We start from the raw sequence: 25,618 nt of genomic DNA, 5'->3' as shown, positions 1-25,618 counted from the left end.
TCACTCACGCAACAGGTCGTTGCGTAGTGCGCAACGCTAGTCGATCAGCAGCCCCTCGACGAAGTTGACGAACGCCATCACCCGTCGAGACCCACGATGATTGGGTAGGTACAAGGCATTGATCGCGTCGCTGGCACTTCCAGGACTGACTTGCCAGTGCGCGAACAGGCGCTGCAAGCGCCCGCTTGCGACATCCTCGCGCACCAGCCAGTCGGCCAATAGCGCTACCCCGCTCCCCGCCAGGGCCGCTTCACGCAGCAGGTCGGCATTGGCGCTGCGCAACGGGCCAGCGACGTTCAGTTCGAGGTCCTGACCGTCACCGCGAACGCGCCAGGGGCGCGCTGACTGGCCATAGCGAAAGCGCAGGCAGGCGCAAGCGAGCAGTTGCCGGGGATGCTCCAGCACCGCCTGTTGCGCCAGATACTCGGGGCTGGCCACCAGCCACCGCTGGAAACGTCCCAACTGTCGACACACCAACTCGTCGCTGGGGGCCGGCTCCCCCAGACGAATGGTCAGGTCGTAACGCCCCTCGAGCAAGTCGTCGAAGCGGTCGCTGAGGTCGATGTCCAACTCCAGTCCCGGATGCTGTGCGAGGAAGCCGCCCAGGTGTGGGGCGATCACCCGCCGGCCGAACTCCACGGGCAGGCACAGGCGCAGCACGCCAATCGGCTCCTCGCCACGGTCGGCGACCCGCGCATCGGCTTCGGCGAGGGCTTCGAGGATGTCCCTGGCACGCTGGTAGTAACCGGCACCGGCTTCGGTAAGACTAACCTGGCGTGTCGAGCGATTGAGCAAGGTGGCGCCCAGTTCTGCCTCCAACGCATCCACCAGGCGGGTCACCGACGAGGTCGCAACGCCCTGCCGGCGCGCCGCCGCCGAAAAGCCTTGAGCCTCGACAGTGGCCATGAACGCCTTGATCGCCAGCAGCTTGTCCATGCGAATATCCGTGGGCAAAGCCCGGAACCTTCCTACAATCAGGGCCTGGAATCAACCACAGCCGAGACGCGCATGCCCGACAACCTCTTCACTGCCCTGCCCGCCATCGATCCTCAGGCCGCCGAACAGTTCGACGCCCTGCTCAGCCGCCCGGGCCTACGTATCGAACGTATCGTCTCCAGCGGCCAGGCCAGCCCGCCGGGGTTCTGGTACGACCAGCCCGAAGGCGAATGGGTGGCGGTGCTCAGCGGTAGCGCCGGGCTGCGCCTGGCCCACGAGCGCGACACGCGCGTGCTGCGCGCCGGTGATCACCTGAACATCCCACCGCACTGCAAACATCGGGTGGAATGGACCGAAGCCGGGGTAACGACCGTGTGGCTGGCAGTGTTCTATCCAGGCTGATAGCAATGCGCCCTGACCCGCCCCTCTACGACGATGGTCGAGAGGCGATGACATGCCCATCACGTGGAGCGCCGCTTTTTAAGCCCTTTTTCGCCACCCGATCTACACTTTTCCCCACAGCCCGACGCATTTACACCTGCGACAATCGGTCCCGAATGTAAATGTACTAACTTGTTAATTAGCTTGCTAAGGGCTTAAACTGCGCCGCATTCCACCTGCGAGATACCTGGCATGAAAGACAACCCGCGCGCCTCTGGCGCCTCCACACTCATCCTAGTCGGCCTGGGCGTGATCATTGCCCTGCTCGGCCTGCTCCTGGCCGCCGGCGGTGTCAAGCTGGCCGGCCTGGGCGGTTCCTGGTACTTCCTGATCGGCGGCCTGGCCATGGCAATCGCCGGCGCGCTCATCGCACGCCGCAAACCTGCCGGCGCCTGGCTATACGCCGCATTTCTGATCGGCACGCTGATCTGGGCCCTGGCCGATTCGGGCCTGGTGTTCTGGCCGCTGTTCTCGCGCCTGTTCATGTTCGGCGCGATTGGCTTGGTGGTCGCGCTGGTCTACCCAATGCTGGCCCGTGCCCAGGGAACCAAAGCAGGTCGTGGCGCCTATGGCGTGGCCGCTGTGCTGGCGGTGGTACTGGTGATCGCGGTCGGCAACATGTTCGTCGCTCACCCAAGCGTTGTCCCCACGGGCAACGGCCCTGGCCTGAGCCCGGTCGAAGCCGGCAAGGAACAGAAAGACTGGGCCCACTACGGCAACACCGAAGGTGGCAGCCGCTTCGCCGCCCTCGATCAGATCAACCGTGGCAACGTCGACAAGCTCAAGGTGGCCTGGACCTATCACACCGGTGACGTGGCCATCAGCGACGGCAACGGTGCAGAAGACCAGCTGACCCCACTGCAGATCGGCAACAAGGTGTTCATCTGCACCCCACACAACAACCTGATCGCCCTCGATGCCGACACTGGCAAGGAACTGTGGAAAAACGCGATCAACGCCCAGTCCAAGGTCTGGCAGCGTTGCCGAGGCATGGCCTACTTCGATGCCAGCGCCCCACTCGCCCAGCCCACCCAGCCGAACAGCTCGCCGATCAGCGTCGTCAGCGTAGCGGCCGGTGCCAACTGCCAGCGTCGCCTGCTGACCAACACCATCGACGGTCGCCTGATCGCCGTGGACGCCGACACCGGCGAGTTCTGCCAGGGCTTTGGCAACAACGGCCAGGTCAACCTGATGGCCGGCCTGGGTGATGTGCCGGACTCCTACTACCAGTTGTCATCCGCGCCGCTGATGGCCGGCACCACCGTGGTGGTGGGCGGGCGCGTCGCCGACAACGTCCAGACTGACATGCCAGGCGGCGTGATCCGTGGTTTCGACGTGATCACCGGGCAAATGCGCTGGGCCTTCGACCCGGGTAATCCTGAAGACCGCCAGGCACCGGCCGACGGCAGCACCTATGTGCGCAGCACCCCCAACAGTTGGGCGCCGATGTCCTACGATCCGGCGATGAACACCGTGTTCCTGCCGATGGGCTCTTCGTCCACCGACATCTACGGTGTCGAGCGCAGCAAGCTGGACCACACCTACGGCGCCTCGGTGCTGGCCCTGGACGCCACCACCGGCAACCAGAAGTGGGTCTACCAGACCGTGCACAACGACCTGTGGGACTTCGACCTGCCGATGCAGCCGAGCCTGATCGATTTCACCAAGGACGACGGCCAACGCGTTCCGGCAGTGGTGATCGGGACCAAGGCCGGGCAGATCTACGTGCTCGACCGCGCCACCGGCAAGCCGCTCACGCAAGTCGATGAAGTACCGGTCAAGCCAAGTAACATTCCCAACGAGCCCTACTCCCCGACCCAGCCCAAATCGGTCGGCATGCCGCAGATCGGCGCCCAGACCCTGACCGAGTCGGACATGTGGGGCGCTACCCCGTATGACCAGCTGCTGTGCCGCATCGACTTCAAGAAGATGCGCTACGACGGGCTGTACACCGCACCCGGCACGGACCTGTCGCTGAGCTTCCCTGGGTCGCTGGGCGGCATGAACTGGGGCAGCATTTCCACCGACCCCGTGCATGGCTTCATCTTCGTCAACGACATGCGCCTGGGCCTGTGGATCCAGATGATCCCGTCGCAGAACAAAGGCGCCGCCGCTGGCGGTGGCGAAGCGCTGAACACCGGCATGGGCGCGGTGCCGCTCAAGGGCACCCCGTATGCGGTGAACAAGAACCGCTTCCTGTCGGTCGCCGGGATTCCGTGCCAGGCCCCGCCGTTCGGCACCCTGACCGCCATCGACATGAAGACCCGCCAGATCGCCTGGCAGGTGCCGGTTGGTACTGTCGAAGACACAGGCCCCCTGGGCATTCGCATGCACCTGCCGATCAAGATCGGCCTGCCGACCCTCGGCGGAACCCTGTCTACCCAAGGTGGCCTGGTGTTCATCGCCGGCACCCAGGACTTCTACCTGCGTGCCTACGACAGCAGCAACGGCAGCGAAATCTGGAAAGCCCGCCTGCCGGTGGGCAGCCAAGGCGGCCCGATGACCTACACCTCGCCCAAGACCGGCAAGCAATACGTCGTGATCACCGCTGGCGGTGCGCGTCAGTCGACCGACCGTGGCGACTACGTGATCGCCTACTCCCTGCCGTAAGCCGCTGACGCCAGCGCAGGCCGCACCCGATGCTGCGAGGACTCACGCCAGTGCAGTCCCCGCAGCAGCAGGCATCACCTGCGAAAGGCCCCGAACACCCCCTGAGAAACCGAAATGTCCCCCGCAATGCGCCTCACCCCTACCTTGCTGCTGGTATTGGCCAGCAGCGCCGCCTTCGCCGACACCGATCTGATGACCCGCAACACGCTGACCGGCGATTGGGGCGGCTTGCGCCATCGAATGGAAGCCGATGGCATCACGTTCACCGGCGACTACAGCGGCGAAACCGCCTACAACGCCCACGGCGGCCTGCACCGCTCGGCGCGCTATTCGCAAAATATCAAACTCGGCGTGCAGTTCGACCTATCGAAACGCTATGGCCTGGAAAACGCCGGCAAGATCCAGTTGACCATCAACGATCGGCGTGGCAACAGCGCCTCCGAAGACCTGGCGGGCAACCGCCTGCCGATCCAGGAAAACTACGGTGGCCTGTATACGCGCCTGACCGAACTGAGCTACGAGCGCAACTTCACCCCGGCGCTGAACCTCAAACTCGGCTACATGGCCATGGGCAACGACCTCGGCGGTCTGGACAGCGGCATCCTGTGCAACTTCATGAACGCCGGTTTCTGCGGCCACCCGCTGAACATGTCCGGCGGCAGCGGCTGGAGCAACTACCCCAACGCGCACTTAGGGGCGCGGGTCAAATATGACCTTTCGCCCTCGTGGCAACTGCGCGTGGCGGCGTTCAACGTCGATCCCGAGAGCAACGGCAACCCCACCCGCGCCTGGCACCTGGGCCCCAAGCACACCACCGGCACCGTGCTACCGGTGGAACTGGTGTACAAGCTACAGGCTGAGCTGCCAGGCGAGTACAAACTGGGGTATTACTACGACAGCTCCAACGTCAAACGCATCGGCAGCGACAAGCAAGTGGCCGGGCGTGGCGGCCACTACCTGCTGATCGACCAGGCGATATGGAACGACTCGACCTCGCCGGGTCGCAGCCTGCATGCCTTTGGCCAATACTCGGCCTCCAGCGAAGCCGCCTCGCCGTTCACCCGCTGGTATGGTGCCGGCGTGGTGCTGTACAAGCCGTTCGACGGCCGCCCGCGCGATACCGTCGCCCTGGGTTATGGCCGCGCGGTACAAAACCCGCGCAGCCGCCAAGTACAGGAAGACGAAGCGTTCGATGCCGGCCAGCAGTTCCCCCACCTCGACGGCGCCGAGCAACTGATCGAGCTGAGCTACGGCTACCAGGCCACGCCCTGGTTGAATCTGCGCCCGGACGTGCAGTACATCGTCGAGCCGGGGGCGTTCTCCGGCCAGGCCATCGAGGATGCCTTGGTGCTGGGATTGCAGGTCAAGGCGAGCTTCTGACCGGCGCCAAACGGGCTGCTTTGCAGCCCATCGCGGCGCAAAGCCGCTTGTGTCCCTGATCGTATAAAGCCCACTGACGCCACCAGAAGTGAACGGCTCATTACCGAGGCAAGGCACTAGTAGCTGAAGTCATGCCCCAGCTGTCCCTGCATCCATTCCAAGAAGGTTCGCACCCGCGTCAGTTCGGCATGCCCACGGGGGAACACCAGATGATGGGCACTCACAGGGCTGGCCAGCGCATCGCCGAACACATCCACCAACTGCCCACGGGCTACGTAGTCCTGCGCCAGCAATGAGCTTTCCAAGGCCACCCCATAGCCATGGCTGGCCGCCTCCAGGCTCATGTAAGAGCGGTCGAAACTCAGCGCGAACGGCGCCTGGGGCAGCGATACACCCTGCTGGGCGAACCACTGCGGCCATTGCACCAGCGCCGACTCCGACAGAATCAGGTTTTGCCCCAGCAGATCGTCCGGCTGGCGAATGGGCTGGCGCGCCAGCAGCGCCGGCGCTGCCAGCACCGTGGCACGCTCGTGGCGAATGGTGCGCACCTCCAGGCTCGGCCAGTTGGGATAGCCATGGCGAATATCCACGTCGATCTGATGCCGACCGAAATGCAGCGCCTCGTAAGAGCAAGACAGGTTGATCTGGATATCCGGGTGGCTGGCGCGAAAGCGCTCGAGTCGGGGTAGCAACCAGAGCAAGCCGAAGCTGGGCGCTGCGTGCAGGCGCAAGCAATCGAAGCCTACCGCGCTACCGGCGCGCTCGGTGGCGGTAGCCAGGCTCTGCAAGATTCCGGACACCTCGCGCAGGTACTGCTCGCCTGCGGCGGTCAGGCTCACCCCCTTGGCCGTACGCAAGAACAACGGGCGCCCGATCAACGCCTCAAGATTGGCGATCTGATGGCTGACCGCCGAGGGCGTGAGGTTCAGTTGCTCGGCCGCGCGCGCCACGTTACCAAAGCGTGCCGCTTGCTCGAAGGCCTGAATTGCTTTCAACGGTGGTAGCTGTATGGGCTTCTTGCCCGAGTCATGGTTCATCGAACTGCCTTCATGAAATAAGCGCTGCGCCCAGGCGCCCTACTCTGCCGTCTGCGCACACGTCTGCCCAGTGCTGAATTTTTTTCAGCATAGGCTGAAAGCCACTGCGTTGCCGCACGTGCGCCGGCACACCAAGCTGTGCACACAACAACAAACAGTCGGAGTTCCCCATGCTACTCGAAGGCAAATTCGCAATCGTCACGGGCGCCGCCTCTGCCCGCGGTATCGGCCGCGCCACGGCCCAGACCTTCGCCGCCCACGGCGCCAAGGTGGCGATCCTCGACCTCGATCTGCAAGCCGCCCGCGCAGCCGCTGCCGAACTTGGTCAGGGACATCTGGGCGTAGCCGCCAACGTCGCTGACCAAGCCCAGGTGCGTGACGCGGTGGCTCAAGTGCTGGCGCACTTCGGACGCATCGATGTGTTGGTCAACAACGCCGGGATCACGCAGCCGGTGAAGACCCTGGAGATCACCGACAAGGACTATGATCGCATCCTCGACGTCAACCTGCGCGGCACGCTGCTGATGTCCCAGGCCGTTATCCCTGGCATGCGCGCCCAACGCGCCGGCAGTATCATCTGCATGTCGTCAGTCTCGGCCCAGCGCGGTGGCGGCATCTTCGGCGGCCCTCACTACAGCGCAGCCAAAGCGGGCGTGCTCGGGCTCGGCAAGGCGATGGCTCGCGAACTGGGCCCGGACAACGTGCGGGTCAATGCCATCACCCCTGGGCTGATCCACACTGACATTACCGGTGGGCTGATGCAGGACGAGCGTCGCCACGCCATCATCGAGGGCATCCCGCTCGGGCGTCTGGGCGAAGCACGCGACGTGGCCAACGCCGCACTGTTCCTGGCCAGCGACTTGTCCAGTTACCTGACCGGCATCACCCTCGACGTCAATGGGGGCATGCTGATCCACTGACGCCCACGTCACACCCGGATATTTCGTATCTGAGCCCCGCCACGGCGGGGCAATCGATAACAACAAGAGATCAGATCGACATGACTACCCTCGCCTTCGACGCGGCCACCGCCGCGCGCAGCCACGCCTATCGCAAGACGGCCTGGCGGCTGATGCCCTTTCTCATGCTGTGCTACCTGTGCGCCTACCTCGACCGGGTCAACGTCGGCTTCGCCAAGCTACAAATGATGGACGACCTGGCGCTGTCCGAAGCGGTGTATGGCTTGGGCGCCGGGATGTTCTTCATCGGCTACTTCCTGTGTGAAGTACCGAGCAACATCATCCTGCACAAAGTCGGTGCCCGGCGCTGGATCGCCCGCATCATGATCACATGGGGGCTGATTTCGGCCTTGTTCGCCTTCGTCGAAACCGCCTGGCAGTTCTACGTGCTGCGCTTTTTCCTCGGGGTTGCCGAAGCCGGCCTGGCACCCGGCCTGCTGCTGTACCTGACCTACTGGTTCCCCTCCTACCGCCGCGCCAAGATGACCGCCTTGTGGTTCATCGCCATTCCCCTGTCGGGCATGCTTGGCGGGCCTCTGTCGGGCTGGATCATGGAGCGTTTCGCCGGAGTGCACGGTTGGGCCGGCTGGCAATGGATGTTCGTGCTCGAAGCACTGCCCACCGTACTGGTCGGGGTGCTGGTGCTGAGCTACCTCAAGGACGGCGTCGAGCAAGCGCATTGGCTCAGCGCCGAAGAGAAAGCGCTGGTGCGTGCGGAACTGGCCGAAGACGAACGGCACAAGACCCATCACGGCTCGGTGGGCGACTTTATCCGCGACCGACGTCTGTGGCTGCTGGCCGGCATCTACTTCTGCGTGGTCATGGGCCAGTACGCCATCACCTTCTGGCTGCCGACCCTGGTGCGCAATGCCGGGGTCAGCGAGCCGTTGCACATCGGCCTGCTCACCAGCCTGCCGTACTGCTGCGCGATCGTTGCCATGCTATTGGCCGGACGCAGCGGCGACCGTCACCGCGAACGCCGCTGGCACCTGGCCATACCGATGCTCGCTGGCGCCCTGGGCCTGAGCCTGGCAGCGCTGTTCGCCAGCCACCTGAGCTTGTCGATCCTGAGCCTGTGCCTGGCGGCGGCCGGCATCCTGTCCGCCTCGTCGCTGTTCTGGATGCTGCCAACCACGCTACTCGGCGGTGTCTCGGCTGCTGCGGGCATCGCGGCGGTGAACAGCTTCGCCAACCTGGCCGGCTTTTGCTCACCGTTCCTGATTGGCTGGATCACCAGCACCCTGGGCAGCAACGCCATCGGCATGTACCTGATCACCGCCGTATTGCTGTTCGGCGCGCTGCTGGTGTTCCGCGTGCCGGCCAGCCTAGTCAATCGTTAATTCCTCACTTTCGCATCCTGCAAGGAGTCACTCCATGAACGCCGTACCCGCTACCCCGGGTGCGCGGCCCCTGGCTGCGCGCGCCCATAATATCCGCCGTCACGCCCTGCGCATGGGCCAAGTTCAGGGCCAGGGCTACATCGGCCAGGCTCTGGGCGCCGCCGACCTGCTGGCGGTGGCCTACTTCCACGCCCTGCGCCTGGACCCAGCCAACCCCGACTGGGAACAACGCGACCGTTTCTATCTGTCCATCGGCCACTACGCCATTGCCTTGTATGCGGCCTTGATTGAGGCCGGCGTGATCCCCGAGGAAGAGCTTGAGACCTACGGCGCCGACGACAGCCGCCTACCTATGTCGGGGATGGCCGCCTACACGCCCGGCATGGAAATCACCGGTGGTTCGCTGGGTCACGGCTTGGGTATCGCCGTCGGCGCCTGCCTGGGGCTCAAGCGCAAAGGCTCGGACAGTTGGGTGTACAACCTGCTGTCGGACGGCGAACTGAACGAAGGCTCCACCTGGGAAGCGGTGATGTCCGCCAGCCACTGGCGTCTGGACAACCTGATCGCCATCGTCGACGTCAACAACCAACAGGCCGATGGTCATTCCAGCGAAGTGCTGGCCTTCGAGCCGATCGTCGATCGCTGGCAAGCCTTCGGCTGGTATGTGCAGCGCGTCGATGGCAACGACCTCGACGCGTTGGTGCAGGCGTTCGACCAGGCCCGCACGCACACTGGCGCGCAACCACGGGTAATCATTTGCGACACGCGCATGGGCAAGGGCGTGCCCTTCCTCGAAAACCGCGACAAGACCCACTTCATCCGTGTCGATGAACACGAATGGGACCTCGCCCTGCAAGCACTGGACGCCGGGAGCCAAGCATGAACAGCCCAACCACCGCGAAAAAACGCCTGACCACCTCGGCGATGATCGCCTCGATCGCAGCCGAAGGCCAACCGACCCGCCCGGCCCCATTCGGCCATGCCCTCGCGGCGCTGGCCGAACAACGCCAGGACATCGTCGGGCTGAGCGCCGACCTGTCCAAGTACACCGACCTGCATATCTTTGCCAAGGCCCACCCTGAGCGGTTCTACCAGATGGGCATGGCCGAGCAATTGCTGATGAGCGCTGCGGCGGGGATGGCCCGCGAGGGCATGACTCCGTTCGCCACCACCTACGCGGTGTTCGCTTCGCGCCGTGCATACGACTTCATCTGCATGGCGATTGCCGAGGAGAACCTCAACGTCAAGATCGTCTGCGGCCTGCCAGGCCTGACCACCGGCTACGGCCCGAGCCACCAGGCCACCGATGACCTTGCGATCATGCGCGCAATGCCCAACCTGATGGTGGTCGACCCATGCGATGCGTTGGAGATCGAACAGGCCGTCCCGGCCATCGCGGCCCATCAAGGTCCGGTGTACATGCGTCTGTTGCGCGGCAACGTGCCACTGGTACTGGACCGCTACGACTACCGCTTCCAGCTGGGTAAGGCCCAGGTGCTGCGCGGTGGACGCGACGTGCTGCTGATCGCCAGCGGCTTGATGACCATGCGCGCGTTGGAGGCCGCCGAGCAGTTGCAAAAGGATGGGGTGGACGTGGCGGTGCTGCATGTGCCGACCATCAAACCGCTGGACGAAGCGACGATCCTGGCCGAGGCGCGCAAGTCAGGGCGGCTGGTGGTCACCGCAGAGAACCACTCAGTCATCGGCGGACTGGGCGAAGCCGTGGCAAGCGTGCTGCTGCGCAATGGCGTGACCCCGAGCTTCCGCCAGATCGCCCTGCCCGATGCGTTCCTCGACGCCGGCGCCCTGCCCACCCTGCACGACCGCTATGGCATTTCCAGCGAGGCGGTGGCACGCCAGATCAAAGGCTGGTTGTAACCGCGTGGGTAGGCCTGCGCTGGCGATTGCGCTGGCGCAGCCTACCTCACCTCGGCTCGCCAAGCCGTATTACGCGACCCATCCACCAACTGCACGCTGTTGCGACCGCTGCGTTTGGAGGCATAGAGCAATACATCGCCCTGCTCCAACAAGGCTGCCAGGCTCGCTGGCGGCCGGTCGAACAGGTTCGCGCCGATGCTCAAGGTCACCGCCTCAGGGGTCGCGCAGCTCTGCGCTGCCGCGTGCTGAAACTGCTGGCGCAAGGTCGCGGCAAGGGTTTCGATCTGCCCACGGGAAGCGCCGCCCAGCAAGATCACGAACTCGTCCCCACCCAGGCGCGCGGCAATCGCGCGCTCCGGCAACAGTGCGCGGATCATCTCGCTCAACGCGACCAGCAAACGATCGCCAGCCGCGTGGCCATGACAGTCATTGACCAGTTTGAAGTGGTCAATGTCGATCAGCAGCAGCGCCCCCGGGCGATGCGGCGAAACCTCGGCAAACAGGCTCGGTGCGCGCACTTCCAGGGCGCGGCGGTTGTACAGCGCGGTGAGTGGATCGCGCGCAGCCAGACGTTCGATGCGTTCTTCACGGCGGTAGCGCACGGTGCCGGTCATCGACAGCGCAATCAGCATGATCGCCATCGCGCCCTCCACCAAGGACACCTGGATGATCAGGCCACGGAATGCGGCAAGCTCGATCAGCGTGCCGGGCACCAGCGCCGGCAGGGTCTTGCCCAGGTAGAACAGGCCATGCAGCAGCAGGATGAAACGCAGTTGTGCCGCCCCGACACTCAGCGATTTACCATGCGCACGCAGCAGCCAGCTGGCCTGTAAGGTGAGCAACGCCACCAGCATGGACTGCACCACCAACAGGCTCTTCGACCAGCTCGCCCAATCCGGCAACGTCAGCATCGCCAGCCAGACCACGATGCCCAAGTACCAGGCCCGTGACAGGCGGGTCTCGGTAAAACGCACGACCCCAAGCAAAAACAACCAGTGGGCCAGGATCAGCAAGCCGTTGGCGAACCAGATACCGATGAACAAATAGCCACTGCTGCGCAGCAGCGCCAATGACGAACCGATGCTGATAATCGCAAAACCTGTGCTCCAGCACAGCAACGAGGACTCGCGTACGCTGCGCCACTCGATGGCCAGATACAGCGCCGAGGCCGCCGCGAGGGCGATGGTGAGCGTGAGAAGGGTGGACGCATCGAACGCCATGGAAACGGGTGCCTGTGACTTACATTCAAAAGAGCGCTGATTGTAAGCATTCGCACGGATTTTCACAGGACCGACAACCACCCGAATGAAGATATTCAGCGACTCGCCCACTTCATTCGAGTGCCTTGCGTTTAAAGTGCAGACGTCCGGGGCGATCCTCAACGAAGCGCCCCGACACGCCATTGCCAGGCAAGCAACGGCGCAGATCTGCACCGGTGCCCTACCGCCGCCGATCTTTCAGGGCAAACGGCGAGGACGGCGCGCCTCAGTCGTCCAGTGGCTTGGGCGGCGCCATGGGTTTGCTGGGCTTGGCGGGTTTGCTTTCCTTGGCCTTGGGTTCGTCTGGAGCAGCCGCCACCGGCTCGGGTGCAGTTACCGCCTGTTCACTGGCCGGCAACGCATCGACGGCCTTGAAGATCACTTGCGGGTCGAGTTTTTCGCCGCTGTCGTCATCCTTGAGCACATGGCGCTCGCCGTCCTTGCCCACCAGGATGACCTTAGTACCCTTGCTGGCACCCAGCTTCAGCTCGCGGATCAGGGCCATGGTGGTCTGCTGTTCGAGGTTCTTGTCTTCACGCTTTCCCATCATCTGCGCCACGCTGTAGAGGACCAGCCCGCGTTCCTTGAAGCCGGCCTGGGTGGCCGGGTCCTTGAGCGCCTCTTGCAGGCCGCGCAGGGTCGGGTCGGCGCTGCTGGGCGCGATCACCACCAGCGGCCGCGCCTTGCCCTGCTCCTTGGCCAAGGGCGCATCGCTGTCGGCGGCGAGCACAGGCCCGGCGAAGGCGAATAGGGTGGCGAGTGTCAGTGACCTGACGAGCATGGGCATCTCCTTGTTAATTCTCATGACTACAGACTTGTGCGAAAAGTCCGACACGCGAGCCTAAACCACCAAACCTGTCCGACAGCCTGCGGAAAAGTAACTTCCGGTGTCCACGCCGGGGCACGGTGCGGCCTTCTTGAGCATAGCCCAAGCCCTTGCGGGTAAAGGCCGAAGCGCCCCCGACGGCAGCGTCCGACGGCGCGCTCGTTCACATCCTGTAAGGATTTACGCGATTGACTGCTCTGATCGTCAGCCCGCCCACCGGTTCCTGCGTGCCGAGGATTTTTCGGGCTTGCACCTGCATCGTTTGCAGGCAGCCGCGCCTGCGTGCTCGGCGCACAGGGCTAGAACAGCGGCAACTGACGGTCTATCAGCGCGCCGAAATCATCCCCCACGAACGGCAGGATGGCATCAGCCACCGGTTGCAGTTGCCGGGTCAGATAGTGCTGGTGGTCGACCGCAGAGCGCAGGTCCTCCAGCGGCTCAGGGCCAGAGGTGGTGATCAGGTAGCTGATCCAGCCACCGTTCTGGTACTGCCGGGGCCGCCCCTGGCGCGCGTTGTACGCATCGGCCAGGCGTGCAGCACGCACATGCGGGGGCACGTTGCGTTGGTAGTCCGCCAGCGGTCTGCGCAGACGCTTGCGGTACACCAGCAGCTCATCGAGTTCGCCAGCCAACAAGCGCTGCACGGTGTCGCACAGGTACTCGCGGTATGGCTGGCCACGAAATATCCGGCCATAGAGTTCCTGCTGGAATTGGCGAGCCAGGGGCGACCAGTCGGTACGGACCGATTCCAGGCCCTTGTAGATCATCTCTGCACTGCCGTCGGCGCGCTGTACCAGGCCTGCGTAACGCTTCTTGCTGCCCTCATCGGTACCGCGGATAGTCGGCATCAGAAAGCGCCGGTAGTGAGTCTCGAACTGCAATTCCAGCGCGCTCTCCAGCCCCAGGCTTTCACGCAGGTGGCGGGCCCACCACTGGTTGACCTCGGCCACCAGTTCCCGGCCGATGCGCGCAGCATCCTGCTCGCTATGGGCATGCTTGAGCCAGACGAAGGTGGAGTCGGTATCGCCATAGATCACATCCAGGCCACGGGCCTCGATCAACGCGCGGGTCTGGCGCATGATCTGGTGCCCGCGCAGGGTGATCGACGAGGCCAGGCGCGGATCGAAAAACCGGCAACCGCTGGAACCCAGCACACCGTAGAAGGCATTCATGATGATCTTCAGCGCCTGGGACAATGGCGCATTACCGGCGCGTTTGGCCGCTTCGCGGCCCTGCCACACGCGCTCGACGATAGCCGGTAGACAGTGCTGGCTACGCGAGAAACGCGCTGCGCGAAAGCCTTCCACCGAATGCGTGTCGTCGGGCTGGCGCAGGCCTTCGACCAGGCCCACAGGGTCGATCAGGAAGGTACGGATGATCGACGGATACAGGCTCTTGTAGTCCAGCACCAGCACCGAGTCGTAAAGCCCTGGGCGTGAGTCCATGACAAAGCCACCGGGGCTGGCCTCGCCCTCGCGACTACCAAGGTTGGGTGCTACGAAACCCAGGCGGTGCATCGGCGGGATGTACAGATGACAGAACGCTGCCACCGAACCACCGCTGCGGTCCACGGGCAGCCCGGTCACACTGGCCCGTTCGAGCAAGAACGCCAGCAGCCGGGTGTGGGCGAAGATCCGCGTCACCAGCTCGCAGTCCTTGAGGTTGTAGCGGGCCAGGGCCGGCTTGTCCTCAGCGAACAGGCGGTTGATCTCGTCCATGCGCTGGTAGGGCGTGGCAATCGCCTTACCCTCCCCCAGCAACTGCTGGGCGACGCTCTCCAGGCTGAACGAGGGGAAACTCCAAGTCGCCGAACGCAGCGCCTCAATACCGTCGATCAGCAGACGGCCTGGCGCCTCGGCGAAGAAGTGGCTGCGGCTGCCGTGCTCGCGCATGTGCATCGGCGCACCATCGCGGCCCAGGCACAGCGGCACGTTCAGGCGCTTGGCGTGTTCATGCAGCACGCGCAGGTCGAACTGGATCAGGTTCCAGCCGATGATCGCATCCGGGTCATGCTGCACCAGCCATTGGTTGAGGCTGTCGATCAGCCCGGCGCGGTCTTGGCAATAATGCAGATCGAAATCCACCTCGAGCGCGCTGCCGTTGGCCGGGCCGAGCATATACACCGTGCGTTGGCCGCAGCCCTCCAGGGCGATACTGTACAGCTCGCCACGCTCGCTGGTCTCGATGTCTAACGAAGCCAGGCGCAGGGGGGGACGGTAGTCCGGGTCAGGCTTGAGCTGGGCATCGCATAACGTGCCGTGGGCATCGGGCCGCCCCTCGAAGCGCACCGGGGCGGTGATGAAGCGCTCCATCAGGTAACGCTCCGGCGGACGGATATCAGCCTCGAACACCTCCACGCCTGCGGCGCGCAAACGCTTGTCGAGGGCGATCATCTGGCGATGCTGGGTGCAGTACAACCCCAGCACCGGGCGCTGCTCGAAATCGCGCAGTTGCAAGGGCCGCAGTTGCACGCCGGACTCGCCCGCCAACAGCCGCCGGGCCTGCTCGGCGTGGGCGGCGGGAATGAACGCCACCGACGGTTGCGGCGCCAGGCGCACGCGCCGCGGCCCCTGCTCGGTGGCCAGCCAGAATTCCACACAGGTGCCTTCGGGCGTGTCGTGCCAATGGCGAGTAAGGACAAAGCCCTGTTGCAGCTGCACCGCGAGAACCTCGGCAGGAGAAGGGATGCGAGGCCGCCAGTGTATCGCAATAGCCCATGCCAGCGACGCTCGCGCCATGCTCAGCGGGCGCGGCACTCAGCCATAAAGGTAACTGATGTCCTTGCGCGACAGCGGCGGCACCTGGGTCAGCAGGTAGTCGCGCAGCCTGTGCATCTGGCGTGCCTTGGGGCTGGACTTGAGCCAGACCATGTAATACCCATCGCCGGTCGCCACCGCCTGGGGGAACGGCGTGGCCAAGCTGCCGGCGGCTAGGTCCGCGCTGGCCAGCACCAGGTCCACCACCGAGATCCCCAGCCCCTGCTGGGCGGCGGAAATGCCTTGGTCAAGGGTGTCGAACACCTGACCCCGATCGATGCCGACATCCAACGCGTCGACCCGCGCCAACCAGCGGCGCCAGTCACGCCGGTCCGGCGAAGGGTGGAGGAATTCGCAGTCATGCAGCACCGCAAGCGAGGGGGCAGGCTCAGCCAGGTAATCGGGATGGCATACCGGAATCAGCCATTCATCGAACAACTTGAGGCTCTCGACATCAGCCGGGAAACGCCCGTTACCGAGCAGGATCGCGCAGTCATAGGGCTCTGAGTAGAAGTCTACCGCATCGATGTCCATCCACACGCTCGACAGCTGTACCGGGCAACTGTTGTCGAGTTTCTTGAAGCCGTCCAAGGCCCGCAACAGCCAGCGCACGGTGAGCGTCGACGGCGCCTTCAGGCGCAAGCCGTGACGGTCCTGGCGCAACAACGCGCAGGCGTTCTCGATGATCTTGAAGCCCACCTTGAGCTCCTGGGCCAGCAGGCTGCCATGCTCGGTCAGGCGCAGCTTGGGGCCGCGGCGCTCGAACAAATCGCAACCGAACAGGGCCTCAAGGGTTTTGATGTGGTGGCTGACCGCACCTTGGGTGAGCGCTAACTCCTGGGCAGCGCGGGTGAACGAGCCATAGCGCGACGCCACTTCGAATGCACGTAAGGCGTGCAGGGCTTGAATCCGTTCGGACATCTTGGCTTCCAGAGCATGAGCGAGACTAATAGTAGGTCATAGTTCCAGGCGTTTTACAACCTGGGTCCGGTCTCGGAAAATGCTGTAAACAATGACTATAGAGGGCAAAACCGTATGGATAAGCCGGAAAAACTCTATTAACTGCTATACCCCTGGGGAAATCATGTTTACGGGTTATGGAAACTGCTATCGCCTGGATGCGCTCGAGCTTGCCGATGAACATGTCCAGAACAAGCACCACTGGACGTACAAGACCCTACAGCAGTTCAAGGAAACCCTCGCCAACCCCGACTTCCCGTGCCTGTTCGGGCGTAAAGCGGTGAACGCACGCACCTGCCACATCATCTTCGCCCACGCAGGCGACCTGGCCGGCGACATCGCCCGAGGCCTGACCGACTACATAGGCACGATCAAGCAGATCCCGCTCAAGCAGCGGGTCGGCAATCCGTTGCTGGTCTTTCTGGAAACCGCACGCGACACGGACCTTATGCAACAGCAGGCGCTGGCTTGGGAGGTACTGTGCGAGGTCCACGCTCGCGACCCGCAACCCTGGCCCGCCGACATGCCCCACGACCCGCATGACGCACAGTGGGCGTTCTGCTTCGACGGCGTGCCCCTGTTCATCAACATGAACTTCCCAGCCCACAGGCTGATGAAAAGCCGCAACCTGGGCCCGCATATCGCCTGGGTCGTCAACCCACGCGAAAGTTTCGACGAAGTGGCCAGCGCCGACACGCAAAGCGGCCAACGTATCCGTGCGCGTATCCGCGACCGGGTACGCCATTACAACAACGGCGTCATGCCCGATTCGCTGGGCTTTTTCGGCCACCACGACAACTACGAATGGAAGCAGTACCAGTTGCAGGAGCCCGGTTCGCTGAATCCGCCACGCTGCCCGTTCCACACCGCTGCTGTACCTGACTCACTGAGCGAGAACTGAACGTGAATACCGCCCTGACCGCCACATACGCCCTCACTGTCCTGCTGCTGATCGCCACACCCGGCCCGGTGGTGGCACTGATCGTCAACACCGCTGCGGCCTCAGGCGCGCGCAAGGCCGTGTTCACGGCCATCGGAACCAACTGGGCCTCATTGGTGCTGATCGGCGCCGCCGCCTGGGTCATCATGACCAGCGCCGCCATCGACAAGGCCTGGCTCAACGGCATGAGCCTGCTGGGCTGCCTGTTCATTGGCCACATCGCCGTGGGCACCCTGCGCGAGGCGATGCAGGCCACATCGGTCCCCACCGCTGCCGCTCAGGTCGATGCACAACCGGGCCGTGGCGGCCTGTTGCAAGGGTTCATGGTAGGGATCTCCAACCCCAAGGACATCATCTTCTTCATCTCGTTCTTCCCCCAGTTCATCCAGATCACCGAGTCGTTCGGCAAGAGCATGGTGGTGTTGTCACTGCTGTGGTGCGCCATCGACTTCGCCGTGCTGAGCCTGTACATCTTCGCCATCGGCCGCATCGCCTCGCAGCGCAGCAGCCGTATCATCAGCCTGGCTTCGGGGGTCGCACTGCTGCTGATCGCTGCTGTGGGCCTTGCCTACAACGTGCGGGAACTGACGGCCTGAAACCGCCCAAGGAGCGCCCATGAGCACCCTCGATACCTTCCCGGCAGGCTGCGTGGGCGCCGCCTTCCCGTTGCAGCAGGACTATCAGCGCTTTCTGCTGCTGGGCAGCCGCCGCGCCCCACAGACAACCCATGCGCACGAGCGCGGCTATCGCTCCGCAACCATCAATACCGACGCACTGGGCATGCGCTACAGCCATTGTGCGGGCAAGCGCTATTCACTGGCAGAGCGCGGTGGCGCGGCGCGCGTTAACCTGCTGGTGGGCGGCTCCAGCGCCATGGGCATCGGTGCCAGCTCCGATGAGCACACCGTAGCCTCCTACCTGTCAGCGCTTACCGGCGAGGTATGGCTAACCTTGGCCGGTTGCGGCCTGAGCGCTCCCCAGGAGTTGCTGATGTTCCTCACCCACCAGCACCGCCTTGGCCAGATTGGCCATGTGGTGTTGCTCAGCGGTTTGAACACGTTGGCCCAGGACACCTTGGACGAGTTGCTGGCAGGCAGCCATGAACCACACCGGGCCCAGGCCTACCAGGCTTTTCTGAACCGTTTCAATGAAGGTATTAAGGTCCCTGAAGCACAGCACCATGACTCGGTGTGGCGACGCCTGACGCAAGTGTTCGCGCCCCGTGAACAACAACCCTGGCCGACGCTGGATACACTGCCCACGCCCGACAAACGTCTGGGACGTGCTGCCGACTGCATCGCGCGCACCCTCTGCCAGTGGGAACGCCTACTGGCCAACAGCCACAGTTCTCTTACGTTCATCCTCCAACCCCTGCTGCCGTGGTGCCGTGAAACCGTGCCTGCCGGTGAACAGCTGATGCTCCAAGGTCTGGATCACAACCCCAGTCATTTCGACCGCCTGCTTGCTGCCACCTTCGACCGCCAGCTGCACTCGGCCTTTTTCCGCCGGATCAAGTGCCAGGCCGACCCTGTGCCGTGCTACGACATGAATGGCATGCTCAGCAGTTCGCCGGTCTTCGGCGAGCATCTATTCATCGACCGACTGCACTTCAATGACCGTGGTAACAACGCGCTGGCCAAGGTGATCACCGCCAAGCTGGGGCTTGCCCTGGACAAGCCAGGCCAGCGTAAATCAACTGTGGACAAGCTGCCCTGAGGGGCTTCGTCCGATTTGATCTGCGCTGGGCTTTCGGTCTGAGGCAGTGGCTGGCTAGAATACGCCATCGCCCCTGACTCGCCCGAGACATACGCGTACCGCCATGACTGTCGAAGCAACTTGCCCTGCTGTTCGCCCCCGCTCTCGCAGCGTGCGCATCGCCGCCCTGGCGCTGCTGCCAGCGTTCGCCGCCCAGGCCGCGGAGGTAAGCATCGACCCTCACGCCGACCTGTTGTACCGCCAGGCGCTGCCGCTGCTGGAACAGGCCGACCAATTGGATGACAGTCCCAGTCCATTGCGCGCCGCCAACCAGAACGATCCCGAACTGAGCCGTCAAGGCCAGGCCATGGCGCGTACCTTGCCCAGTGCAGTGGCATTGCTGGAGAAGTCCGTGGCGTTAGGCCATCCAGTGGCGCAGTATCGCCTGGCGCTGTACTACACCACGTACCTGCCCGCCACGCAGATTGCCGAAGCCGCCTGCCCGCTACTGGAAGCCAGCCTGCATCAGGGTTTCGCGCCGCCAGCACTGGCCATCGCCCACTGGTGCAAACCTTACAATGCCAGCCCGGATTATCGTCAGGCGCTGGAAGCGGTGGCCGGCATGGCGACGCTGTACGCTGCCTACTACCCTCAACCGGCCGCACGTCTGGCGTGCAATCGCGCGCGCCCCAAGGGCCTTGAAATGCAGTGGGGACGCCAACGCGACTACCAGGCCGAGGTATATCGGCTGCTGGGTGACCTCGACCTGCCCCACCGCCAGACCCTGCTGCGCAAGGCCGTGGAGATCAACGGCTGCGTGGACGCGGCGCAGCAGCTCACCAGCAGCCGATAAAGCCCCTTTCACGCATTTGAGCAAGATCGTTCAAGCTTGGCCCAGGCGTCCTCTGGCATGCTGACCTGCCTTGTCGATGTGTTGCCCTGCCTATGACCACCATCGTTGTTGCCCGTCATGCCTTTCTGCGAGGCGCCATCGCCATTGTGCCGCTGTCTCTGGCCGTCGCCCCTTGGGGCCTACTGGCCGGCTCGATGGCCATCGAGGCCAACCTCTCGGCCTGGCAAGGCCAAGGCCTATCGGCCATCGTCTTTGCCGGCGCCGCCCAACTGGTGGCCATCGGAATGCTCAAAGGCGGCGCGAGCCTGGTGTCGATCCTGCTCACGACCTTGCTGCTGACATCTCAGCACCTGCTCTACGGCCTGTCGATGCGCCCGCATCTGTCGGGCTTGCCAACCCGTTGGCGCTTGGGCCTGGGCTTTTTGCTCACCGATGAATTTTTTGCCCTTACCAGCCATCACGACCAGCAGCAGTTCAATCGCTGGTATGCGCTGGGCGTGGGCCTGACGTTCTACGTGGCGTGGAACCTGTTCACCCTAGCCGGCATCGTGCTGGGCCAGAACATCCCACACCTTGACCAACTAGGCCTGGATTTTTCCATCGTCGCCACCTTCGTGGCGCTGATCGCGCCGCGGGTACGCAACCTCTCCACGGTAGTGTGCGTGAGCGTGTCGTTGCTTTGTTCGGTGCTGTTCAGCTACTGGCATTGGGAAACCGCATTAGTGGCGGCTGGCCTGCTAGGTATGAGCGCAGGGTTCGCTTGTCAGAAACATTGCGGAGCGCGTGCATGATCTGGCTACTGATTTTCGCCATGGGCGCGGTGGTATTCCTCAACCGCTACGCCTTTCTCGAACCGCGCCTGCCATTGCGGCTGAGTTCGAACGCCCGGCAGTTCCTGGGCTTCGCCGTGCCCGGCATGCTCACGGCAATCTGCGGACCCATTATCTTCCTGCCTGACCGTCAGCTCGATCTGAGCTTGCTCAACCCCTACCTACTCGGCGCGCTGGTGGCCATAGCCTTGGTTCTGTTGACCCGTAGCGTATTGCTGAGCATGCTGGCGAGCATGTTGATTTTCTTCCTTCTGCGCGGCTGGCTGGCATGACCGCCGTACTGCGCGAACAGGCCCACCTGTGGCAGTCCACGGCGCTCGGCGACGTGGAGATGCTGCATGCGCGCTACCTGCAGCAACGTTTCGCACCGCATGTGCATGAAGGGTATGTGTTCACCGTGATCGAGGCAGGCGCACAGCGCTTCTGGCATCGTGGTGGCGAGCACCTGGCACCGGTCGGCAGCATGGTACTGATCAACCCCGACGAGTTGCACACCGGCGCAACGGCCCACGAGGCCGGTTGGCGTTACAGGGGCTGCTACCCTGAGCCTGCGCGAGTGACCGGGGTGCTTGATGAGCTGGAGCTGGGGCGCCATGGAATGCCGTACTTCAAGGACAGTGTGATCCACGACCCGATCCTGGCCCGCGCCTTCAGCCAGCTGAACCAACGCTGCGAGGCCGGTGCCAGTGCCCTGGAGCAACAGACCGCCTGGCGCCAGGCCGTGCTGGCATTGGTGCAGCGCCACGGCCAACGCCTGGAGCCGGCCACACCCGGCAACGAGCCGCTGGCCGTGGCGCGTGCCCGCGAGTTGCTGGAAAGCCGACTCGCCGAGCCCCCCTCGCTGGAGGACTTGGCAGCTGCCGTTAACCTGTCGCCGTTTCACTTCGCCCGGGTATTTCGCCAAGCCACCGGCCTTGCGCCTCACGCTTGGCTCAAGCAGCGTCGTCTGGCACGGGCGCGGGAGCTGCTACGCAGCGGCTTGCCTGCACTCGCGGTCGCCGTGACCCTGGGCTTTGCTGACCAGAGCCACCTCAGCCGGCAGTTCAAGCAGGCGTATGGTGTGACGCCTGGGACCTATCGACAGGCATGCCTACTCAGCACGGCCGTTCACATTGCACCTACACCTAACAAGCGCACCGTCCGCCCATAACGCTTGCTTCGCAACCTGGAGCAATGACCTGCACCAAGCACTGCTACACTGATCAGGTCGAACGGAGGAGCCCATCATGTCCGAACGAGAAATCACCACGCTCCTGTCTCTGATGAACCAGCGCCAGGCTTGTCTGAGCAGTGCCTGCAAGGAAATCGCCGACTGGATCGACCGCCAAGGCGATATCCCGGTCGCGGGCAAGATCCGCGAAAGCCTGAAGGCGCTCGAGGCCGATGAAGCCAGAGTCCGTCGAACCCTGACGTCACTGACCGTCGATCGCCCACTGCCGCGTTTCCGCTGAGCCCATCGCGAGCATATTCAGCGTGTAGCACTCGCCCGCCCATTCGGCGCGCGAGTGCCTATACCTGACGCTCTCGAACCGCCCCACACCATTGTTGTAGCTGGGCATAATCGCGATAATGGCACTTAGGCATCAATCGGGCAGTTGCTACCCTCAGCGCTCCAACGATACGCGGCAGCCTGCCACCGGAGACTGCAACGAAGGTCGGCCAAAGTGGAAGCCCTGCATTCCCACGGCACCGGCCGATAGCGCGCATGCGTAATCCTGCTCATCCTCGACCCCTTCGACCACCACCTGCGGAGCCAGCCCCTGACACAGCCTGACCAGATGATGGAACACCTGGGCTTCAGTCCCCGACTCACGGGCCCTGTGCAGATAACCGCGGTCCACCTTGAGCACGTCCGGGCGAGCCTGGCGCACGAACGCGAGACTGGCAAATCCTGCACCAAAGTCATCAATTGCCACGCGACAGCCCAGTGCCTGAGCCTGGGCGATGAAGGCCAACGCGCGTTCAGGGTCTGCTGGCGCGGCACTTTCGGTGATTTCCAGCACCAGCCGCGCAGCGACCTCTGGCCGCTGGCGCAGGCGCGCCCACAGCGGCTGCCAAAGCAAACCATCGCAGGCACTTTGGGCGGACAGGTTGCACCCCAGCTGCAGATCGGGATAGCGCTCCAGGATATCGATAACGCAGCCCAGCACGCTGCGGTCGAGCAGGCCCATGGCTTGCCGGCGCTCCAGAACAGCGATGGGGTTGAAGCCCAAGGGCGGGCCGTCATGGCGCAGCAGGCATTCGTGGTACAGCACACAGGTGGGGTCGCGCCCATCGACCACAGGCTGAAAGGCCAGCATGAAGTGGCTCAAGGCCAGTTGCTGGTAGACCAGGCGTGCACGACGCAGGTCATCCCGGTCTTGTACGGGATCTGCATCCAGGGGGGTGTTCATCAGTCTGTTGGCTCCAACGATCAGCCGGCTTCCTGCTGGCAAACACACCGTCCATGTTGGCACGCATGGTCCCATCCACCGACTGGACCGAACAGTGTTCCCCGGCCCTCATCGGTTGTCCCCTGACCCACCCCGGCGGATACTGACCCGCAGGCCCCGTTAGGACCACCACACCTTCGCAGCGAACTAACGCGTTTCCAGGACAGCGTCATGCATACCGTTTCCCGCAGTTACTTCACCACCCTGGCCCAGGCTTTGATCCGTGCTGGCGCCGTCGTCGACCCGCACGACCCGATCCTGGCCGAGAGCGGCCGCCACATTCGTCTGGTGCGGGTATACCAGTGGCTGGAGGAGGTGGTGCAACGCAGCGGCGATGCGGACATCGGCGTGCGCGTGCATGCCCACGCACACCCGGCGATGCTCGGGCAACTGGGCTACGCGGTGATGTCCTGCGCCACGCTGGGGGATGCGCTGGAGCGCTTGGTAAGCCTGCACCCGCTGACCACCAACGGCTCGATCCTGCGCCTTGAACAGAGCGCCGATGAAATGCGGCTGATCGGTTTCGAAGTGGGTCCTTGCGCACCCCGCGTGTTCATCGACGCCGGTGCTGCCATGACCCTGGGCCTGCTGCAATGGCTGACGCCAGCGTGCCGCTTCGTGCCGCTGGAGGTGGAGCTGGCTTATCCAGAGCCTGCCGATACCACGGTGCTGCGCGAGCTATTCGGCGAACGACTGGTGTTCGGCCGCTCATACAACAGCCTGCGGCTGTCCGCCGAGGTATGCCGCCTGCCACTGCCCACGGCCTCGCCAACGCTGGACCGTTTACACGGGGAATACGCAGCAGCCAGGCTCGAGGAGCGCATCGAAGGTTCAACCACAGCGCGCGTACGCCGTGCCCTCACCGAACAGCTGACCATGGGCCAGCCTACTGCGCTGGAATACCTGTCCGAGCGCCTGCGCCTGAGCCGGCGCAGCCTGCAAAACGCCCTGGAGCGTGAGGGGGTGAGCTACAGCGCCCTGCTTGATGAAGCGCGCCTGACCCAGGCACATAGCTTGCTGCATGACTCCGCACGCAGCATCAAGTACATCGGGGCCACGCTAGGGTTTCGTGACCCGAGCAGCTTTCACAAGGCTTGCCTGCGCTGGTTCGGCGTACCGCCGGGCGAATACCGCAAGTTGCGCGAAGCGACCTAGCGGATAGGTGCACACCTACCCGCCTGCCCTCAGACTCAGTGCATGTGCGCGTGATCTTGCCCGGCTTCGGCGTTGAGGGCGCGTACGCCAGCCTGCACCTGCACGGTTTCTTGCGTGCCATTGGCATCTTCGATGGTCAGGCTCAGCGGCACCTGCTCGCCCTCCTTCACCTGCTGGTTAAGCCCCATCAGCATCACGTGGTAGCCGTTCGGGTCGAGCTTGACCGGCTTGCCGGCCGGCAGATCGACAGCCTTGACTTCACGCATGCCCATCACGTCGCCGTTCATGGTCATCTCGTGTACCTGCACGGTCTTGGCCACCGACGACGCAACGCCCACCAGCTTGCTGTCAGTACTCGCGGTCAAGGTCATGAAGGCACCGGTGGACTGCTGGTGCGGCACGCTGGCGCGCACCCAGGCATCGCTCACGCGGGTCTCGGCGAACGCCGGCAGGGCCAGGCCCAACAGGGCCAAGGCTGCCAGGGCACGTTTGATCGGTTGCATCGACATTTAGCAGATCTCCATCAGGGTAAGCAGGTCCTCGGTGCATTCCTTGGCGTTCAGGGAATGACCCAGGCTCAGGCGCAGGGTGCCACGGGTGTCGTAGACATAGCTGGTGGACGAGTGAGAGATGGTGTAGGTATCGCCGGCCGGCACCTTCTCGTAGAACACCTTGAACTCTCGCGCTACTTCGGCAATTTCTTCCGGGGTGCCGGTGAGCGCGACGAAACTCGGGTCAAACGCTTTGACGTAGGCATCCAGCACCTCGGGGGTATCGCGCTCCGGGTCGAGGGTGATGAACACCACCTGGAATAGTTCGCGGTCACGTCCTCTTAGCATGTTGCGGATTTGTACCGCACGCGCGAGCGTAGTCGGACACACTGCCGGGCACTGGGTAAAGCCGAAGAAGATCATCGGCATACTGCCGTAGAAGCTCGACAGGGTGCGCTCGTTGCCTTGGGTGTCCTTGAGCTTGAACTTGCGCCCGAGGATCTCGTTGCTCATGTTCTTGCCGTACTTGAAGTCCAGGCCGCGCGCCGGGTTGCAGCCGGCCAACAGGCCCAGCCCCAGAACGCCCATCCCGGCGACGACCGCGCGCCGGGTCAACAGATCAGTCATGGAACCATCCTTTACAGGGAAGGTGCCGGCCCTTGGGGTGGGTCGGCCAGAAAACCGGCGCATTCTGTCATGACACCCCCTGACCATCCACCCGACGCAGGTCAGATCGGGCTCCAGCCCTTTGAATACGGGGCGCGACCGGTTGTCGCAGGGATTGAATCCGTAACAGTTTGTTGCTAAGGATCAATGCGCGATTCATCAAACGCATCACGG

At 63.8% G+C, this 25,618-nt stretch carries 25 protein-coding genes; 16 read left to right on the top strand and 9 right to left on the bottom strand.

Features of this window, described 5'->3' with window-relative positions:
* Window positions 1–36 precede the first annotated feature (36 nt).
* Window positions 37–936 carry a LysR family transcriptional regulator gene (locus ACNFIC_RS01425; protein ID WP_416779429.1) on the bottom strand — a complete coding sequence of 300 codons (900 nt, stop codon included), beginning with the start codon at window positions 934–936 and terminating at the stop codon, window positions 37–39.
* Window positions 937–1,008: 72 nt separating this feature from the next.
* Here ACNFIC_RS01425 and ACNFIC_RS01420 point away from each other — a divergent pair, with 72 nt between their 5' ends.
* From ACNFIC_RS01420 to ACNFIC_RS01410, 3 genes are all read left to right on the top strand, one after another.
* A complete protein-coding gene (locus ACNFIC_RS01420; RefSeq protein WP_138217441.1) occupies window positions 1,009–1,338 on the top strand; it encodes a cupin in 330 nt (109 codons plus the stop codon).
* 231 nt (window positions 1,339–1,569) lie between these two features.
* Window positions 1,570–3,987 carry a glucose/quinate/shikimate family membrane-bound PQQ-dependent dehydrogenase gene (locus tag ACNFIC_RS01415; protein WP_416779427.1) on the top strand — a complete coding sequence of 806 codons (2,418 nt, stop codon included), beginning with the start codon at window positions 1,570–1,572 and terminating at the stop codon, window positions 3,985–3,987.
* A 114-nt stretch (window positions 3,988–4,101) separates the two neighbouring features.
* Window positions 4,102–5,367: a carbohydrate porin gene (locus ACNFIC_RS01410; RefSeq protein WP_416779425.1), complete on the top strand. Its 1,266-nt coding sequence runs from the start codon at window positions 4,102–4,104 to the stop codon at window positions 5,365–5,367.
* Window positions 5,368–5,483: 116 nt separating this feature from the next.
* Here the strand turns inward: ACNFIC_RS01410 and ACNFIC_RS01405 are convergent, their stop codons facing one another.
* Window positions 5,484–6,404 (bottom strand): LysR substrate-binding domain-containing protein, encoded by a 921-nt coding sequence (locus tag ACNFIC_RS01405; protein ID WP_138217438.1) that lies wholly within the window; start codon window positions 6,402–6,404, stop codon window positions 5,484–5,486.
* Window positions 6,405–6,574: 170 nt separating this feature from the next.
* On the opposite strand from ACNFIC_RS01405, the gene ACNFIC_RS01400 reads away from it, so the two are divergent.
* From ACNFIC_RS01400 to ACNFIC_RS01385, 4 genes are all read left to right on the top strand, one after another.
* A complete protein-coding gene (locus tag ACNFIC_RS01400) occupies window positions 6,575–7,324 on the top strand; it encodes an SDR family NAD(P)-dependent oxidoreductase (RefSeq protein WP_138217437.1) in 750 nt (249 codons plus the stop codon).
* Window positions 7,325–7,404: 80 nt separating this feature from the next.
* A complete protein-coding gene (locus ACNFIC_RS01395; protein ID WP_138217436.1) occupies window positions 7,405–8,703 on the top strand; it encodes an MFS transporter in 1,299 nt (432 codons plus the stop codon).
* A 34-nt stretch (window positions 8,704–8,737) separates the two neighbouring features.
* Window positions 8,738–9,586 (top strand): transketolase, encoded by an 849-nt coding sequence (locus ACNFIC_RS01390; protein WP_138217435.1) that lies wholly within the window; start codon window positions 8,738–8,740, stop codon window positions 9,584–9,586.
* On the top strand, window positions 9,583–10,581 hold the full coding sequence (locus ACNFIC_RS01385) for a transketolase family protein (protein WP_138217434.1): 999 nt from the start codon (window positions 9,583–9,585) through the stop codon (window positions 10,579–10,581). The genes ACNFIC_RS01390 and ACNFIC_RS01385 overlap by 4 nt, the downstream gene beginning before the upstream one ends.
* 41 nt (window positions 10,582–10,622) lie before the next feature.
* Here ACNFIC_RS01385 and ACNFIC_RS01380 read toward each other — a convergent pair whose 3' ends face one another.
* The 4 genes from ACNFIC_RS01380 to ACNFIC_RS01365 form a co-directional block, all read right to left on the bottom strand.
* Entirely contained in the window at window positions 10,623–11,801 is a 1,179-nt protein-coding gene (locus ACNFIC_RS01380; RefSeq protein ID WP_138217433.1) for a sensor domain-containing diguanylate cyclase, read from the bottom strand.
* A gap of 265 nt (window positions 11,802–12,066) precedes the next feature.
* Window positions 12,067–12,621, bottom strand: coding sequence for a DUF4174 domain-containing protein (locus tag ACNFIC_RS01375; protein ID WP_138217432.1), 555 nt, complete (start codon window positions 12,619–12,621; stop codon window positions 12,067–12,069).
* Between the two features lie 344 nt (window positions 12,622–12,965).
* Window positions 12,966–15,326 carry a DNA polymerase II gene (locus tag ACNFIC_RS01370; RefSeq protein ID WP_416779421.1) on the bottom strand — a complete coding sequence of 787 codons (2,361 nt, stop codon included), beginning with the start codon at window positions 15,324–15,326 and terminating at the stop codon, window positions 12,966–12,968.
* 96 nt (window positions 15,327–15,422) lie between these two features.
* On the bottom strand, window positions 15,423–16,343 hold the full coding sequence (locus ACNFIC_RS01365; RefSeq protein WP_138217430.1) for a LysR substrate-binding domain-containing protein: 921 nt from the start codon (window positions 16,341–16,343) through the stop codon (window positions 15,423–15,425).
* Between the two features lie 163 nt (window positions 16,344–16,506).
* Here ACNFIC_RS01365 and ACNFIC_RS01360 point away from each other — a divergent pair, with 163 nt between their 5' ends.
* The 8 genes from ACNFIC_RS01360 (at window position 16,507) to ACNFIC_RS01325 (ending at window position 22,151) form a co-directional block, all read left to right on the top strand.
* Window positions 16,507–17,283 (top strand): YqcI/YcgG family protein, encoded by a 777-nt coding sequence (locus tag ACNFIC_RS01360; RefSeq protein ID WP_138217429.1) that lies wholly within the window; start codon window positions 16,507–16,509, stop codon window positions 17,281–17,283.
* Window positions 17,284–17,285: 2 nt separating this feature from the next.
* Window positions 17,286–17,918, top strand: coding sequence for a LysE family translocator (locus tag ACNFIC_RS01355; protein WP_138217428.1), 633 nt, complete (start codon window positions 17,286–17,288; stop codon window positions 17,916–17,918).
* Between the two features lie 19 nt (window positions 17,919–17,937).
* Window positions 17,938–19,038 (top strand): hypothetical protein, encoded by a 1,101-nt coding sequence (locus ACNFIC_RS01350; RefSeq protein ID WP_416779419.1) that lies wholly within the window; start codon window positions 17,938–17,940, stop codon window positions 19,036–19,038.
* A gap of 103 nt (window positions 19,039–19,141) precedes the next feature.
* A complete protein-coding gene (locus tag ACNFIC_RS01345) occupies window positions 19,142–19,870 on the top strand; it encodes a sel1 repeat family protein (protein WP_240791696.1) in 729 nt (242 codons plus the stop codon).
* Between the two features lie 92 nt (window positions 19,871–19,962).
* Window positions 19,963–20,661, top strand: a complete 699-nt coding sequence (locus ACNFIC_RS01340; RefSeq protein WP_138217426.1) for an AzlC family ABC transporter permease — start codon at window positions 19,963–19,965, stop codon at window positions 20,659–20,661.
* Window positions 20,658–20,972, top strand: coding sequence for an AzlD domain-containing protein (locus ACNFIC_RS01335; protein WP_138217425.1), 315 nt, complete (start codon window positions 20,658–20,660; stop codon window positions 20,970–20,972). Before ACNFIC_RS01340 ends, ACNFIC_RS01335 begins: the two co-directional genes overlap by 4 nt.
* Window positions 20,969–21,850 carry an AraC family transcriptional regulator gene (locus ACNFIC_RS01330; protein WP_138217424.1) on the top strand — a complete coding sequence of 294 codons (882 nt, stop codon included), beginning with the start codon at window positions 20,969–20,971 and terminating at the stop codon, window positions 21,848–21,850. Before ACNFIC_RS01335 ends, ACNFIC_RS01330 begins: the two co-directional genes overlap by 4 nt.
* Before the next feature lie 76 nt (window positions 21,851–21,926).
* Complete coding sequence (locus ACNFIC_RS01325) at window positions 21,927–22,151, top strand: hypothetical protein (RefSeq protein WP_416779416.1); 225 nt, start codon at window positions 21,927–21,929, stop codon at window positions 22,149–22,151.
* A 153-nt stretch (window positions 22,152–22,304) separates the two neighbouring features.
* Here the strand turns inward: ACNFIC_RS01325 and ACNFIC_RS01320 are convergent, their stop codons facing one another.
* A complete protein-coding gene (locus tag ACNFIC_RS01320; protein WP_416779414.1) occupies window positions 22,305–23,093 on the bottom strand; it encodes an EAL domain-containing protein in 789 nt (262 codons plus the stop codon).
* 210 nt (window positions 23,094–23,303) lie between these two features.
* On the opposite strand from ACNFIC_RS01320, the gene ACNFIC_RS01315 reads away from it, so the two are divergent.
* The gene (locus ACNFIC_RS01315) at window positions 23,304–24,287 is read left to right on the top strand and encodes an AraC family transcriptional regulator (protein WP_138217422.1); all 984 of its coding nucleotides are present in this window, start codon (window positions 23,304–23,306) and stop codon (window positions 24,285–24,287) included.
* Between the two features lie 35 nt (window positions 24,288–24,322).
* Here the strand turns inward: ACNFIC_RS01315 and ACNFIC_RS01310 are convergent, their stop codons facing one another.
* Both ACNFIC_RS01310 and ACNFIC_RS01305 read right to left on the bottom strand, forming a co-directional pair.
* A complete protein-coding gene (locus tag ACNFIC_RS01310) occupies window positions 24,323–24,796 on the bottom strand; it encodes a copper chaperone PCu(A)C (protein WP_416779411.1) in 474 nt (157 codons plus the stop codon).
* Entirely contained in the window at window positions 24,797–25,405 is a 609-nt protein-coding gene (locus ACNFIC_RS01305; RefSeq protein ID WP_138217420.1) for an SCO family protein, read from the bottom strand.
* Between the last annotated feature and the right edge of the window lie 213 nt (window positions 25,406–25,618).

It is taken from the genome of Pseudomonas sp. NY15463 (assembly GCF_048068415.1).
Lineage (GTDB): Bacteria > Pseudomonadota > Gammaproteobacteria > Pseudomonadales > Pseudomonadaceae > Aquipseudomonas > Aquipseudomonas mosselii_C.
The sequence above is the reverse complement of the archived record's forward strand: the minus strand, read 5'-3'. Positions and strand labels throughout refer to the sequence as shown.